14 protein-coding genes are annotated in these 14883 nt (G+C 62.1%); 9 read left to right on the top strand and 5 right to left on the bottom strand.

Going from position 1 to position 14883, the window contains the following annotated elements:
• Positions 1-18: 18 nt before the first annotated feature.
• Positions 19-1266, bottom strand: a complete 1248-nt coding sequence (locus tag ACM530_RS27830) for a methionine gamma-lyase (RefSeq protein WP_404487866.1) — start codon at positions 1264-1266, stop codon at positions 19-21.
• 123 nt (positions 1267-1389) lie between these two features.
• Between ACM530_RS27830 and ACM530_RS27825 the strand changes: the two genes are divergently transcribed.
• Positions 1390-1860 (top strand): Lrp/AsnC family transcriptional regulator, encoded by a 471-nt coding sequence (locus ACM530_RS27825; RefSeq protein ID WP_145164653.1) that lies wholly within the window; start codon positions 1390-1392, stop codon positions 1858-1860.
• Between the two features lie 122 nt (positions 1861-1982).
• Positions 1983-2420 (top strand): carboxymuconolactone decarboxylase family protein, encoded by a 438-nt coding sequence (locus ACM530_RS27820; RefSeq protein ID WP_242197584.1) that lies wholly within the window; start codon positions 1983-1985, stop codon positions 2418-2420.
• A 4-nt stretch (positions 2421-2424) separates the two neighbouring features.
• Here ACM530_RS27820 and ACM530_RS27815 read toward each other — a convergent pair whose 3' ends face one another.
• Complete coding sequence (locus ACM530_RS27815) at positions 2425-3195, bottom strand: AraC family transcriptional regulator (protein ID WP_416363725.1); 771 nt, start codon at positions 3193-3195, stop codon at positions 2425-2427.
• Positions 3196-3292: 97 nt separating this feature from the next.
• Between ACM530_RS27815 and ACM530_RS27810 the strand changes: the two genes are divergently transcribed.
• Positions 3293-4423: an MFS transporter gene (locus ACM530_RS27810; protein ID WP_416363724.1), complete on the top strand. Its 1131-nt coding sequence runs from the start codon at positions 3293-3295 to the stop codon at positions 4421-4423.
• On the opposite strand, the gene ACM530_RS27805 is transcribed toward ACM530_RS27810, so the two are convergent.
• A complete protein-coding gene (locus ACM530_RS27805; RefSeq protein WP_416363723.1) occupies positions 4413-6572 on the bottom strand; it encodes a TonB-dependent siderophore receptor in 2160 nt (719 codons plus the stop codon). The genes ACM530_RS27810 and ACM530_RS27805 overlap by 11 nt on opposite strands.
• A 98-nt stretch (positions 6573-6670) precedes the next feature.
• Positions 6671-7567 carry a helix-turn-helix domain-containing protein gene (locus tag ACM530_RS27800; protein ID WP_145164643.1) on the bottom strand — a complete coding sequence of 299 codons (897 nt, stop codon included), beginning with the start codon at positions 7565-7567 and terminating at the stop codon, positions 6671-6673.
• Between the two features lie 139 nt (positions 7568-7706).
• On the opposite strand from ACM530_RS27800, the gene ACM530_RS27795 reads away from it, so the two are divergent.
• From ACM530_RS27795 to ACM530_RS27785, 3 genes are read left to right on the top strand one after another with little or no spacing between them, the layout of a single operon-like run.
• On the top strand, positions 7707-9065 hold the full coding sequence (locus tag ACM530_RS27795) for a glutamine synthetase family protein (RefSeq protein WP_416363722.1): 1359 nt from the start codon (positions 7707-7709) through the stop codon (positions 9063-9065).
• A 23-nt stretch (positions 9066-9088) separates the two neighbouring features.
• Complete coding sequence (locus tag ACM530_RS27790) at positions 9089-10177, top strand: polyamine ABC transporter substrate-binding protein (protein WP_416363721.1); 1089 nt, start codon at positions 9089-9091, stop codon at positions 10175-10177.
• Complete coding sequence (locus tag ACM530_RS27785; protein ID WP_416363720.1) at positions 10174-11469, top strand: NAD(P)/FAD-dependent oxidoreductase; 1296 nt, start codon at positions 10174-10176, stop codon at positions 11467-11469. Before ACM530_RS27790 ends, ACM530_RS27785 begins: the two co-directional genes overlap by 4 nt.
• 118 nt (positions 11470-11587) lie before the next feature.
• Here the strand turns inward: ACM530_RS27785 and ACM530_RS27780 are convergent, their stop codons facing one another.
• Positions 11588-12481, bottom strand: a complete 894-nt coding sequence (locus ACM530_RS27780) for a LysR substrate-binding domain-containing protein (protein ID WP_242197564.1) — start codon at positions 12479-12481, stop codon at positions 11588-11590.
• Positions 12482-12594: 113 nt separating this feature from the next.
• Between ACM530_RS27780 and ACM530_RS27775 the strand changes: the two genes are divergently transcribed.
• From ACM530_RS27775 to ACM530_RS27765, 3 genes are read left to right on the top strand one after another with little or no spacing between them, the layout of a single operon-like run.
• Entirely contained in the window at positions 12595-13599 is a 1005-nt protein-coding gene (locus tag ACM530_RS27775; protein WP_416363719.1) for an aldo/keto reductase, read from the top strand.
• A gap of 16 nt (positions 13600-13615) precedes the next feature.
• Positions 13616-14413 carry an SDR family NAD(P)-dependent oxidoreductase gene (locus tag ACM530_RS27770; protein WP_242197557.1) on the top strand — a complete coding sequence of 266 codons (798 nt, stop codon included), beginning with the start codon at positions 13616-13618 and terminating at the stop codon, positions 14411-14413.
• Positions 14414-14442: 29 nt separating this feature from the next.
• Positions 14443-14853 carry an SRPBCC family protein gene (locus tag ACM530_RS27765; protein ID WP_416363718.1) on the top strand — a complete coding sequence of 137 codons (411 nt, stop codon included), beginning with the start codon at positions 14443-14445 and terminating at the stop codon, positions 14851-14853.
• Positions 14854-14883 lie beyond the last annotated feature (30 nt).

Genomic DNA, 14883 nt, shown 5'->3' with positions numbered 1-14883 from the left:
TTACTGGGTGCCTAAGGCTTATTTCACGCTGTGCTCTTCTACCAGGACCCGGCGGGACGCGACGGTGCGGGTGCACTTGGCAAGGGCTTGATGGATATCCTCCAGCAGGTCGGCGATGTCCTCCAACCCGACCGATAAACGCACCAGGCCTTCGCTGATGCCGTGTTGCGCACGTTCTTCGGGCGTGTAGGTGGAATGGGTCATGCTGGCCGGGTGCTGGGCCAGTGATTCGGCATCGCCCAGGCTGACCGCACGGGTGAATAGGTTGAGGGCGTTCATGAAGCGGCGCCCGCTCGCAATGCCGCCCTTGAGTTCAAAGGCGATCATGCCGCCGGACTGCTTCATCTGCCGCGCTGCCAATTCGTATTGTGGGAAAGAGCGCAACCCGGGGTAGGTCACCCACTGCACGGCTGGGTGTGCCTGCAGCGCTTCGGCCACCGCCAGGGCATTGCTGCAATGGCGGTCCATGCGCAGGGCCAATGTCTTGAGGCCGCGCATCAGCAACGACGCATCCTGCGGTGACATCACCGCGCCGGTCAGGTCCTTGAGCCCTTGCAGGCGAATGCGCTGCGCCAGGGCCTGGTTGCTCACGGCGATGCCGGCAGTGATATCGCCATGGCCACTGAGGTATTTGGTCGCCGAGTGCACCACCACGTCGGCGCCCAGTTCCAGAGGCCGTTGCAGGTAGGGCGTGCAGTAGGTGTTATCGACCACCACGGTAACGTTGGGCTGCTGGTGGGCAAGCGCGGCGACCGCCGCAATGTCCACCAGGCGCAGGTTGGGGTTGGCCGGCGTCTCGCAGTAGATCATGCGGGTCGCAGGGGAAAGCGCCGCACGCAAGGCGGCCAGGTCGGTCAGGTCGACGTGGCGCACCTTGATGCCGAATTCGCCGATGCCATGGTGCAGCAGGGCGAACGTGCAGCCGTAGAGGGTCTGGCTGACTATTACCTCATCGCCCGGACGCAACAGGGTCCAGAACGTCGCGGCAATCGCGCCCATGCCGGAACTGAACGCCACGGCGGCCTCGCCGTTTTCCAGGGTGGCCATGCGCGATTCCAGCAGCGCCAGGGTCGGGTTGGAGATACGCGTATAGAAGTGGCCGCTGGCTTCACCGGCAAAACAGGCAGCGCCGTATTCAGCCGTGGGGAACGCAAACGTGGCAGACAGATAGATCGGCGGCACCAGGGCGCCGTGGTGGTCCTTGGGGTCATAGCCGTGGTGGATGGCGCGAGTGGAAAAGCCGAATGCATTGTGTTTATTGTTCATGTCGCACGCTCCTTATTTCCTACGATGCTATGCTCATAACCAAAGATGAACGTTGCAAAATTTGCTGGAAATGCCCGGGTTAAGGGTCGAAACGTCGATAAAAACAATGAATAGAGGCACATCATGCCCGTGAGTCTGGATCGCACCGATAAAGCACTGTTAAACGCGCTGCAAGGCAATGCCCGGCTGACGGTGGCCGAGCTGGCTGACCGCGTGGCCCTGACCACCTCACCGTGTTGGCGCAGGGTGCGCAGCCTGGAAGAGAGCGGGGTGATCAGCGGCTACCAGGCGATCCTGTCGCCCAAGGCGCTGGGGTACGGGGTGACCGCGTTTGTGAGCATCATGATGGAAAGTCATACCCAGGACATTGCGCGCGCCTTTGAGCAGCGGTTGTTGGAAATTCCCGAGATTGTGGCGTGCCATAACGTGTCCGGGCGCTATGACTTCTTGCTTGAGGTGGTGGCCAAGGACCTCGAGTCGTTCGGCGAATTTGCGCGCGAGGTGTTGCAAACGCTGCCCTGCGTCAAGGAGATCTATTCGAGTTTTTCGTACAAGTCGGTCAGGCGGCTGCGGGTAATTCCGTTGCCGGGTTGATCGTTTTACCTTCCCGCACGGGCGCCACATTGGCCACCCAATCTTCCCCGCAATTGGATATTCCTCCAGGCACTCACGGTGACTACTCTGGCCACCAATCCCCACCGTTCTGGAGTGTCACCATGCAAGCCCGTACCGATTTCTACACCGCTTCCCCGGACGCCATGAAAGCCATGCTCGCCCTGGAAGCCGCTGTCGGCAAACTGTCCCTTGAACTCCCGCTGCTGGAACTGGTGCGCCTGCGCGTCTCGCAAATCAACGGCTGCGCCTTCTGCCTCGACATGCACACCGCCGACGCCCGCAAGGGCGGTGAAACCGAGCGCCGCCTGTACACCCTGTCGGCCTGGCGTGAAACGCCGTTTTTCACCCCACGTGAGCGTGCCGCCCTGGCCTGGGCCGAAAGCCTCACCCTGCTCAGCCAGACCCACGCCGCAGACGAAGACTACAACGCACTGGCCGCCGAGTTCAGCGCTCAGGAGCAGGTCGATTTGAGCGTGGCCATCGCCACCATCAACAGCTGGAACCGCCTGGCCGTGGGCTTTCGCAAGATGCCCAAGTAAGCCTTCAGCTTGATTTGAAATACCCGCGTGGCGTGGTGCCGGTCATGCCCTTGAAAAAGGCGATCAACGCACTGTCACTGGCAAAGCCCAGCGCGAACGCGCAGTAGCCCAGGCTGCGCCCGGTGGCGAGCAGTTCGATGACCCGCATCAAGCGCCACTGCTGGCGCCATTGCTGATACCCCAGGCCGGTTTCCCGCAGGAAAATCCGGCCGATGGTCTTGGTGCTGGCGCCAATCTGTTTTTCCAGCGCTTGCAGCGTTGGCGGCAACCTGTCGAGATCGGCCAGCAACGGGGCCAGGCGCTTGTCGTGCGGCAAGGGCAGGAGCATCGGTTGCTCGGCGGCCTGGCGGATTTCATCCAGGCACAACCCCAATAGATGGGCATGCCGGCCAGCGTGCCAATCGGTCTGGAACGGCGCCATTGCCATGGGTTCCAGCACCGCCCGCAGCAAGGCGCTGACTTCGATGACCCGCACCTGTTTGGGCAACTGATCAGCCAATGCCGCGCTCAGGTAGACAGAGCGGTAATCCACGGTTTTGTGCATCACCGCGCGATGGGGCACACCGCAGGGGATCCATGCCGCGCGGGAGGGCGGCAGCAGGCACAGTTGGTTGTCCAAAGTGATGCGGGTGCAGCCCTGTTGGGTAAACAACAGTTGCCCACGCTGGTGCCGATGCAGGCCGGAGTCATGGTCGCCGAGCAGTGCGGCGATGCCGATGACCGGCGCCGGCAGGCGGTCGGGGTCGAAAGACGCGTCGGCGGCAAGCCAGGCCATAGGTTGTCCGATTTGATCGATAAAATGACGAAGTTTGGATAATACCCCAGTTGCCGGTCCTTAAACTCCTGGCGTTGTTTATACCAAGGAGTCGTCAATGAACGTGCAAAACCTGTTGGTGCTGAGTGTGGCGTTGCTGATGTTTCCGCAATTGGCCCAGACCCTTTACAGCCCGGCCCTGGGTGATATCGGCGAAGCGTTTGCGGTTGGGCCCGAACGCGCAGGGCAGACCCTGTCGGTGTATTTCCTGGCGTTCGCATTCGGGGTCGTGGTGTGGGGTCGGCTGTGTGATCGCTGGGGGCGGCGGCCGGTGATGTTGGCCGGATTGGCCCTGTATGTGGCGGCCTCGGTGCTGGCCTTGAGTGTGGCCACGTTCAATGCCTTGTTAGTGGCCCAGGCGCTGGCGGCGTTTGGTGCGGCGGTCGCCTCGGTGGTGACGCAGACCGTGCTGCGCGATCGCTTCCACGGTGCGCAGTTGGCCCAGGTGTTTTCGATAATGGGCATCGCCCTGGCTGCGAGTCCTGCGCTGGGTTTGTTCAGTGGCGCGACGCTGGTGGCGTACTTCGGTTATCGCGGCATGCTGGCCGGGTTGCTGCTGGCGGCGCTGACGTTGTGGGGCTGGTGCCTGTGGGCCTTGCCCGAGACGCGTCCCGCCTCAGTGTCGACGGCGTCGCTGCCCGAAACGCTGGGCCTGATGCTCAGGGACGCAGGCATTTGGCGCTCGGTCGGCCTGGTGGCGGCGTTCAATATTGCGCTGTTCGGTTATTACAGCGTGGGGCCGTTTATCTTCGCGCGGCTGGGTTTGTCCGCTGCCCAATTCGGTTACAGCGGCGTGCTGCTGGCGCTGGGTTCGGGGCTTGGGGCGTGGCTGAACAAGCGGTTGCTCAAGCGTGGCATGAACGGTGAGCAGTTGGTGCTGAGCGCCGCTGGCGTAGCGGCACTGGGGGGCTTGCTCGTCGTGCTGCTGCAAGACAGCTGGCTTTTTGTATGGCCGATGCTGTTGGTGGTGCTGGCATTCGGCATGGCAATCCCGAATGTGCTGGGTGCCGCGCTGGTGCGCTATCCCGACCGGCTTGGCACGGCCGCCGCAGTGTTCGGCTTGCTGTATTACTTGATGATCGGCGGCGGGCTTGGGCTGGTGGCCTGGGCCCAGAACCTGGGCTGGAGCCTGTTGATCTGTGGCGTGGCGGCGCTGTGTCTGGCAGCGCCGCGGGTGTTCAGAAGTTGACCGAAGCACTCAGGCGCGCCGTCAGCGGCGCGCCCTGGAACAGGTAGTCATCGCCCATGTATTCGCCGGCGTCGCGCCAGTAACGCTTGTCGAACAGGTTGTCGACGCTCAGGCGAAACACGGTTTCATAGCCCTCGACGTTGGTGGTGTAGCGGCTGCCGACATTGACCACTGCATAATCCCCCACTTCAACATTGCCGGTGCGGTTGGCGTATTTCTTGGCGCTGTATTGCACACCGCCGAGCAGCGCCAGACCGTTCACCCACGGCAACGCGTAGTCGGCGTACACGCTGGCGCGCAGCGTGGGCACGTTGATCGCCTGATGACCTTCGTATTCCGGCGTGCCGCTATTGCTCACGCGCGCGCGAATCGCCGCCACGCTGGTTGCGATTTGCAGGCGGTCGGTGGCCCAGCCGTTGGCGGAGAGTTCCAGGCCGGTATTTTTCTGTTGGCCTTGTTGCACGTAGGTGAACTTGCCATCTTCCGGTTTGGCGTACTGATAGGCCTGATGTGTCTGGAATACGGCGGCGGCGAAGCTAATTCGGCGCCAGTCGTATTTCACGCCGGCTTCGATTTGCCGTGACACGGTTGGAGCCAGAGTTTCGTCGGCGTTTTCAGCGAACCAAGGCGCCGTGCCGCCCAGCGACAGGCCTTTGCTGTAGCTGGTGTACAGCGAGATGTTTTCCACTGGTTTGTAAATCAACGAAGCTTGAGGAAGGAACACGTATTGCTGGGTGTGGCGAGCCTGGTTGCCATTATCGTCATAGGCTTTTTCATCCAGGCGCACTTCGCGGCCGCCAAGAATGGTTTGCCATTGCTCGTTGAAGCGAATGCGGTCGGTGACGAACAGCCCGTACTGGCGGCTGTCGAGGTTGCGGTGGCTGTCTTTCAGCGGTTCGTCGGTGGGCGCGAAGGTCGGTGCGTCTTCGTTGATATTGCCGCTGCCAATGTACGCGTTGACCGCTTCGCGCTTGTCGATCACTCGGCGAAACGCGCTGCTGCCCACAGTCAGCTCGTGGCCCAGGCCGCCGGTGTCGAACAGCCCGGTCATTGCAGCCTGCACTTCATCGTCACGGCGGGTATCGTCGGGGCTGCGATAGTCGTAGACGTCGTAGTTGCCTTCGGGGCTGAAATGGTTGGGCACGCTCGATGAACTACAGCTGGTCGAGCCATAACAGCCCCAGGCAAACGCGCTGTAGTCATCAATCACCACCTTGCTGCGCGCGGCGCTGATAGTGCCTTTCCACTGATCGCTGAAACGGTATTCGAACTTGCCGTTGAGGTTCAGCGAGTCGATGCCCACCTGTTTGGAACCGCTCTGGTGCCCCAGCAGTTTTTTCGGCGAGGCATCGTGGGGCACCTCGGTGCCGCCCAGCAACTGATAACCGGGCACCGAACGCTGTTGCTTGTTCTGGTATTCCGCATCCAGTTGCAGCACGGCGTCGGGGCTGATCGTCCAGTCGAACGCCAGGGACACGAAATCGCGCTGGCCATTGGCGTGCTCCACATAGCTGTTGAGGTCTTCATGGGCCACGTTGGCGCGCAGGCCAAACTGCTGCTCGCTGCCGAACCAGCCGCCGACATCGGTGGCGATGTAACCGCTGCCGCGATCGTCGGTGGACACCGTGACCGAGCGCACGTCCTGCGGGCGTTTGGTCACGTAGTTGATCACACCGCTGGGCTCGGCAATACCGCTCTGCACACCAGCCAGGCCCTTGAGCACTTCCACTTGCTGCTTGTTTTCGAGGGCGACGTTCTGCTCGCCGGTGACGGTACGCCCATTGATCTTGTAGCTGCTTGCCGCATTGAGCGAGAAGCCGCGCACCACGAAGTTTTCGTAATAGCCAATCGGTGCGTAGCTGTCGCCGACCGAGGCATCGTTGCGCAGCACTTCGCTGAGCAGGCGCGCTTGCTGGTCCTTGATCAGCGCGGCGTTGATCACTGTGATCGAGGCCGGGGTGTCCAGCAATGGCGCTTCATCGAAGCCGCCGACCGATGCGGTTTCACTGCGGTAGCCGGCCTCGTCCTGGCCCTGGACGTTCACCGCCGGCAGCTCTATTTCAGCCGCCAGGCTGCTACCGATGCCGCCGCTGAGCAGCAGGCCGAGGGCGAAACGTGAGTGAACGGCAGGACGAAAACGCAAAACCATGGGGACAGGGCCTTAAAGCGCAGGACGGGGGGGCGCATAAGCTAGGGGGAAGTGCGGGGTTTTACAAGTTATCGCGAATGGTTCTGCCGTCCCGCCTTTCAGCTGGAGCGCTTCAGGGTTTCACTGGGCAGTTCCTTGAACAATGCGCGGTAGCTATTCGAAAACCGCCCCAAATGCCAGAACGACCAGTTCATCGCGACCTCGGCCACGGTGGTGTCGGCTGAGGTCAATAACTCGCGCCGCGCCCCGTTCAACCGACGCAGACGCAACCACTGCGCCGGGCTCATTCCGGTGTAGGTCTTGAAGCCTTGCTGTAACTGGCGCAGCGGCACACCGGCGATTTGCGCCAATTCCAGCAAGTTGACGGTTTCATCCGGCGCATCCGCTGCCCACTCGCCGATGCGCGCCATCAGCAGGCGTTCGTCGCTGCGTCGCTGCAATGAGCTGCGGTCCAGGCACACGCAGGCGTTGTCGAGGATGAACAGGCAATCGTCGAGCAACTGCTGGGTGAGGGCGTCGCGGCTGATCGGGTCGAGTGTGGCGGACAACCGCGTCAGGGTGCCGCTGAGCCAGCGGGTGAACAGCGCGTTCTGCTGACAGGTCAGCGGGGCCATGAACAGGCCTTCAAGTCTGGCCACATCCAGGCCCTGGCGCTGCACGAACTGCGGGCCGAACACCACGGCCACTTCGCGGTAGTTTTCCGGGGTGATCCAGGTGTTGCGGCTTTCGCCATTGAGCAGGTACAGCGCGTTGTCGCTGCCATCGAAACAAAACGCCAAGGCACCGGGCGGCGCGTTGAAGTTCTGCTCCACGCGCGTGTTCATGCACTCTTCGTACACCTGCACGCCTTGCAGGTCGAGGTAACGGATCTGCCCGGCAAAATGCCCCGGGGACATCTGCTGGTACTGCTGCACCCAACCGGGTGTCGCACTGCATTGAGCGGCCACATCACCGGTGGTGAAAGCCTGTACGCGCAAAGCTGTTGCCTGTGTCATGGGTAACCTGGGCGCACTCTATTGGTGCGTTATGGTTGGTGCAAAGTGGATAGATGCCGGCGTGCGGCGGCATCAAGATAGACCTCAATGCGCCGCAAGTACAAGCAGGCGCATGCATCCAACCCATGACGAGGTCCTTATGAACGCCCCCTTCGATCAGCTGTCCGCCTGGCTGAAAGAACACAAGATTACCGAAGTCGAATGCGTGATCAGTGATTTGACTGGCATCGCACGCGGCAAGATTGCGCCCACCAACAAGTTCCTGCATGAGCGAGGCATGCGCCTGCCGGAAAGTGTGTTGCTGCAAACGGTGACCGGGGACTTTGTCGACGACGATATCTATTACGACCTGCTCGACCCGGCCGACATCGACATGATCTGCCGCCCGGTGTCCAACGCCACGTACGTGGTGCCGTGGGCTATCGAGCCCACCGCGATTGTGATCCACGACACCTATGACAAGCAGGGCAACCCGATTGAGCTGTCGCCGCGCAACGTGCTGAAAAAGGTGCTGCAGCTGTACACCGAGCAAGGCTGGCAGCCGATTGTGGCGCCGGAAATGGAGTTCTACCTGACCCAGCGCTGCGAAGACCCGGACCTGCCATTGAAAACCCCGGTGGGTCGCTCCGGTCGCGCCGAAACCGGCCGCCAGTCATTTTCCATCGACGCCGCCAACGAATTCGATCCGCTGTTCGAAGACGTCTACGACTGGTGCGAGCTGCAGGGCCTGGACCTCGACACGCTGATCCACGAAGACGGCCCGGCGCAGATGGAAATCAACTTCCGCCACGGCGATGCCCTGCACCTGGCCGACCAGATCACCGTGTTCAAACGCACGCTGCGCGAAGCGGCGCTCAAGCACAACGTGGCCGCGACCTTCATGGCCAAGCCAGTGGCCGACGAGCCGGGCAGCGCCATGCACCTGCACCAGAGCGTGGTGGACATCGCCACCGGCAAACCGGTGTTTGTCAACGCCGACGGCACGATGAGCCAGCTGTTCTTGCACCACATCGGTGGGTTGCAGAAGTACATCCCAAAGCTGCTGCCGATGTTCGCGCCGAACGTGAATTCGTTCCGCCGCTTCCTGCCGGACACCTCGGCACCGGTCAACGTCGAGTGGGGCGAAGAAAACCGCACCGTCGGCCTGCGCGTGCCCACTTCCAGTCCCGACGCGATGCGCGTGGAGAACCGTTTGCCGGGCGCCGATGCCAACCCGTACCTGGCAATTGCCGCCAGCTTGTTGTGCGGCTACCTGGGCATGATCGAAAAGATCGAGCCCAGCGCCCCGGTGGAAGGCCGCGCCTACGAGCGCCGCAACCTGCGCCTGCCGTTCACCCTCGAAGACGCGCTGGCGCGGATGGAGGATTGCGACACGGTCAAGCAGTACCTGGGCGAGAAGTTCGTGCGCGGCTACGTGGCGGTCAAACGCGCCGAACATGAGAATTTCAAGCGGGTGATCAGTTCCTGGGAACGTGAGTTCCTGCTGTTGAGCGTCTAAAAAAACTCAAAAGGGGTGTCGATATGCGTCTTGTGAAAAAGCTTCTCCCGCTGGCCCTGGTGGCCGCGTTCAGCAGTGCCAGCCAAGCCGCGCCGACGGTCAGCGTCTATAACTGGACGGACTATATCGGTGAGACCACCTTGGCTGATTTCCAGGCCAAGACCGGGATCAAGGTGGTCTACGACGTGTTCGATTCCAACGAAACCCTGGAAGGCAAGTTGCTGGCGGGGCGCACCGGCTATGACGTGGTGGTGCCGTCCAACCACTTCCTGGCGCGCCAGGTGAAGGCCGGCGCGTTCCTCAAGCTCGACCGCTCGCAGCTGCCCAACTTCAAGAACCTCGACCCCAAACTGCTCAAGCTGCTGGAGAAAAACGACCCGGGCAACGCGCACTCAGTGCCGTACCTGTGGGGCACCAATGGCATCGGCTACAACGTCGACAAGGTCAAGCAGGTGCTGGGTATCGACCACATCGATTCGTGGGCGGTGCTGTTCGAACCCGAGAACATCAAAAAGCTGCACGAGTGCGGCGTGGCTTTCCTCGATTCGGCGGACGAGCTGTTCCCGGCGATCCTCAATTACATGGGCAAGGACCCGCGCAGCGAGAACCCAGAGGACTACAAACAGGCCGAAGCCAAGCTGCTGACCCTGCGGCCGTACATCACGTATTTCCATTCCTCCAAGTACATCTCGGATATGGCCAACGGCGATATCTGCGTGGCCTTCGGGTATTCCGGCGACGTGTTCCAGGCCGCCAACCGCGCCAAGGAAGCCAAGAACGGCGTGAATATCGCCTATTCGATTCCCAAGGAAGGCTCCAACCTGTGGTTTGACTTGCTGGCCATCCCGGCCGACGCGAGCAACCCGAAAGAAGCGCACGCCTTTATCAACTATTTGCTCGACCCCGAAGTGATCGCCAAGGTCAGTGCCTCGGTCGGCTACGCCAATGCCAACCCCGCCGCCAAGCCGTTCATGGCGCCGGAACTGGTGAACAACCCTGAGGTGTACCCGCCCCAGGAAGTGCTCGACAAACTCTACATTTCCACCACGCCGACTCCGGCGACCATGCGCCTGATGACCCGCGCCTGGAGCAAAGTGAAGACCAACAAATGATTTCATCCAGTGACCACGCCCGGTCCTATTACCGTGCTTCGGCCAATGCCATGCCTGAGCGTCCTTCGCTGGGCACCGACCTGAGCGCCGATGTGTGCGTGATCGGCGGCGGTTTCACCGGGGTCAATACGGCCATTGAACTGGCTCAGCGCGGGCTCTCGGTGATTCTGCTGGAGGCCCGGCGCATCGGCTGGGGCGCCAGCGGGCGCAATGGCGGGCAGTTGATTCGCGGCATCGGCCATGACGTGTCGGGGTTCGCCAAGTACGTGGGCGAGGAGGGCGTGCGTTACCTGGAGCGAGCCGGGATTGATTCGGTGGCGCTGGTGGGCGAGCGCATTCGTCAGTACAGCATTGACTGCGATCTGCGCTGGGGCTTTTGCGAACTGGCCAATACCAGCGCGCAATTCGCTGCGTTCAAGGGCGAGCAGCAGGGCCTGGCGGCGCTTGGGTATGCCCATGAGACTCGGCTGGTCGAACCGCAGGACATGCAGCAGGTGGTCGGTTCGACGGTCTATGCCGGTGGCTTGGTGGACATGGGCTCTGGGCACCTGCACCCGCTGAACTTGGTACTCGGCGAGGCGCAGGTGGCCGAGTCGCTGGGGGTGCGGATTTTCGAGCGCACCCAGGTGCTCGAACTGATCCACGGCGACACCGTGCAAGTGCGCTGCGCCGCTGGCACGGTACGCGCCGCCCATCTAGTGCTGGCGTGCAATGCACACCTGGATGAACTGGAACCGCGCTTGAGCGGCAAGGTGCTGCCGGCGGGCAGCTACATCATCGCCACCGAGCCGTTGTCCGAGGCTATCGCCAAGCAATTGATCCCGCAAAACCTGGCGCTGTGTGACCAGAAAGTCGGGCTGGATTACTACCGGCTTTCCGCAGACCGGCGTCTGTTGTTCGGCGGTGCGTGCCATTACTCCGGGCGTGATCCGGTGGACATCGCCGCGTACATGCAACCCAAGCTGCTCAAGGTATTCCCGCAGTTGGCGAACACCGCCATCGAGTTCCAGTGGGGCGGCAAGATCGGCATCACCGCCAACCGTTTTCCGCAAGTCGGGAGGCTCAAGCAATACCCGAATGTGTTCTATGCCCAGGGCTATTCCGGACATGGGCTGAACGTGACCCACTGGTGCGCAAAGCTTTTGGCCGAAGCCATTCATGCCGGCCATAGCCAGGGCCTGGACATTTTCAGCCAGGTGCCGCACATGACGTTTCCGGGCGGCAAGGCCTTGCGCTCACCGCTGCTGGCGCTGGGGATGTTGTGGTTCCGGATGCGGGAGAGGGTGAGCTGATGCGCCGCGATTCAAATGTCGGAGCGGGCTTGCTCGCGAAAGCGCAGTGTCAGTTGGCTTGTTCGGTACTGACTCACCGCATTCGCGAGCAAGCCCGCTCCCACCTGTTTGATCTCCATCAGCCTTCGGGTTCGGTGAGCACTTTGCGGAAGGTTTCCACCAGCGGGCGCAGATTGATCCGATGCCACGCCGCCCACAACGGTGTGGTGTAGGTCAGCCACGGCAGCTCACGCAGCACCACGCCGGGCGGGGCATTGCGGCTCAAGCCTTTTTGCACCATCGCCACGCCCAAGCTCGAGGCCACCAGGCCCAACGCGGTGAACGGTTCGCTGGCTTCCATCGGGATTTGCGGGGTAAACCCGGCCCGGATGCAGGCCGCGACAAAGTCATCAGCCGGGTGGGCGCCGGCTTTGCGTTGCACGCCAATCCATTCCTGATCGGCCAGGTGTTCGGGCAGCAGTTCGTTGTGTTTGGCCAACGGATGATGCTCAGGCAGGGCCAGCAGCATGGGGTCGTCCAGCACTTGCAGCGCGGTCAGGTCCGGGTCATCGGCGGCCGGTGGTTCGCTGACCAGGGCGATATCCAGGCTGCGCTGGCGCAGGCCTTCGAGCTGTTCGAGCGACGGCAAGTTGTACAGCTTGATGTGCACGGTGGGGCGGTCGTCTCTCAACACGCGCAAGGCGTTGGGCAGCACGCCGGCATGCATCGCGTTTTCGATATAGCCGATGCACAGGCCGCCTTCTTCACCGCGACCCAGGCGTTTGCCCAGGGACTCCAGGCGATTGGCGTGGGTCAGCAGCGCCTTGGTTTCGGCCAGAAACGTCTGGCCGTCGCGCGTCAGGCGGATGCGCTGCTGGCTGCGTTCGAACAGGGTCAGGCCCAAACGCTCTTCGAGCTGGGCGATCTGCCGGCTCAAGGGCGACTGGGAGATGTGCAAACGCTCGGCGGCGCGGCCGACGTGTTCTTCTTCGGCAACGACTTCGAAGTAGCGCAGTTGGCGCAGATCAATCATGTAAGACCTCGCAGGACTCAAGTTGGTCGCAGTATGTCTTGGACGGTCCGATCTACGCAATCTAGGATCGGCTCAACGGTCACAGCGACCCTGAACCCGATTGAGGAACCACCATGAGCTTGAAAGACAAACTGCCCGGCCAACTGGGCTTTGGCACTGCACCGCTGGGCAACATGTTCCGCGCCATTCCCGAAGACGAAGCCCAGGCCACCGTCGAAGCCGCCTGGAACAGCGGCGTGCGTTACTTCGACACCGCGCCGTTCTACGGCTCGGGGTTGTCGGAAATCCGTCTGGGCCAAGCCTTGTCGCAGTACAACCGCGATGACTTTGTGCTCAGCACCAAAGTCGGCCGCGTGATTCTCGACGAAGTCGAAGAAAGCGCCCGCGACCTCGGCGAAAAAAGCGGTGTGTTCGAATATGGCCGCCCGAACAAGATGCTCAACGACTACAGCGCCGACGCCACGCTGCGCTCTATCGAAGACAGCCTGAAGCGCCTGCAAACCGACCGTCTGGACATCGTGTGGATTCACGACATCGCCCAGGATTTCTACGGCGACCAGTGGCTGGACTACTTCAACCAGGCCCGCACCGGCGCCTTCAAAGTGCTGACCCGTCTGCGTGAAGAAGGCGTGATCAAGGCCTGGGGCCTGGGCGTGAACCGCGTCGAGCCGTGCGAACTGACGCTGGACCTGACCGAAGCGCAGCCCGACGGTTTCCTGCTCGCCGGCCGCTACACCCTGCTGGACCACGAGCGTGCCCTGCAACGCCTGATGGATGCCGCGCTGGCGCAGAACGTCGAAATCGTCGTCGGTGGGCCTTACAGCTCGGGCATCCTGGCGGGCGGTGCGCACTTCGAATACCAGAAGGCCAGCCCGGCGATTATCAGCAAGGTCGAGCAGATCAAGGCGATTGCCCAGGCGTTTGGCGTGAGCGTGAAAGCCGCAGCGCTGCAGTTCTCCCTGGCCCACCCGGCGGTGGCTGCCGTGATTCCGGGTGCCAGTCGTCCGGGGCGGATTGCCGAAGACGTCGCGGCGTTGTCAGAGAAGATTCCGGCAGCCTTCTGGCAGGCCTTGCGCGACGCACAGTTGATTTCGGCCAGCGCACCGCTGCCACGCTAACTTCAGGAGTTCTCAGATGAAAATCGATGTAAGCGGCAAAGTAGCGATTGTCAGCGGCAGCACTGCCGGGATCGGCCTGGGCATCAGCCAGGCCCTGGCGCAATCCGGCGCCACTGTGGTGGTGATCGGGCGGGAAGCGGGCAAGGTTGACGACGCCCTGGCGAGCATTCGTCAGGCAGTGCCGGGCGCGGATCTGCGCGGGCTGGTGGCGGACCTCGGCACAGCGCAAGGCGCAGAGAAACTCTTTGCGGCCGAACCGCGCGCCGACATCCTGGTCAACAACCTGGGCATCTTCAACGATGTGGATTTCTTCGACGCACCAGACAGCGAATGGACGCGCTTCTACGAGGTCAATGTGATCTCCGGCGTGCGCCTGGCGCGGCATTATGTGCCGGGCATGGTTGAGCAGGGCTGGGGGCGGGTGATCTTTCTGTCTTCGGAGTCCGGGGTGGCAACGCCAGCGGACATGATCAACTACGGCGTGACCAAAAGTGCCAACCTGGCGGTCTCCCATGGTTTGGCGAAGCGTCTGGCCGGCACCGGTGTGACGGTCAATGCGGTGCTGCCGGGGCCGACCTTTACCGACGGCCTGGAGCAGATGCTCAAAGACGCCACCGCCAAGTCCGGGCGCAGTGCGCGGGAAGAGGCGGACGTGTTTGTGCGCAATGCGCGGCCCACGTCGATCATCCAGCGCGCGGCAAATGTGGATGAAGTGGCCAACCTGGTGGCGTACATTGCTTCACCCTTGTCTGCTGCAACCACGGGCGCCGCATTGCGCGTCGACGGTGGTGTTGTCGACAGCATGGCGATCTGAATTCTTGTAATTTTTTTGGAGTATTTATTGTGGCGACAGCTTCTTCGGTGATTGAGGTTCCGGTTTCGGCCGATCAGGTCTGGCAATTGATTGGCGGCTTTAACGCGCTGCCCGATTGGCTACCGTTTATCGTCAAAAGCGAGGCGAGCGACGGCGGGCGTGTGCGTCACTTGCAAACCGCGGACGGCGGTGTGGTGGTCGAGCGCTTGCAGAGCTTTGATAACGTGGCGCGCACTTACAGCTACACCATCGAGCAGTCGCCGTTTCCGGTGAGTGCTTACCTGGCGACGTTGCAGGTTGAGGCGTTGACCGATGCGTCGGCGAAAGTGACGTGGTCCGGCGTGTTCACCCCGGCGGCGGGGACCACGGATGCGGCGGTGGAGGAGTTGTTTGCCGGCGTGTACAGCGGCGGGCTTGAGGCACTGCGCGCCAACTTCTAACAGGCGAAGCACGCCTGATGTGGGAGCGGG

The organism is Pseudomonas sp. NFX183 (assembly GCF_047943075.1).
Taxonomy (GTDB): Bacteria; Pseudomonadota; Gammaproteobacteria; order Pseudomonadales; family Pseudomonadaceae; genus Aquipseudomonas.
The sequence above is the reverse complement of the archived record's forward strand: the minus strand, read 5'-3'. Positions and strand labels throughout refer to the sequence as shown.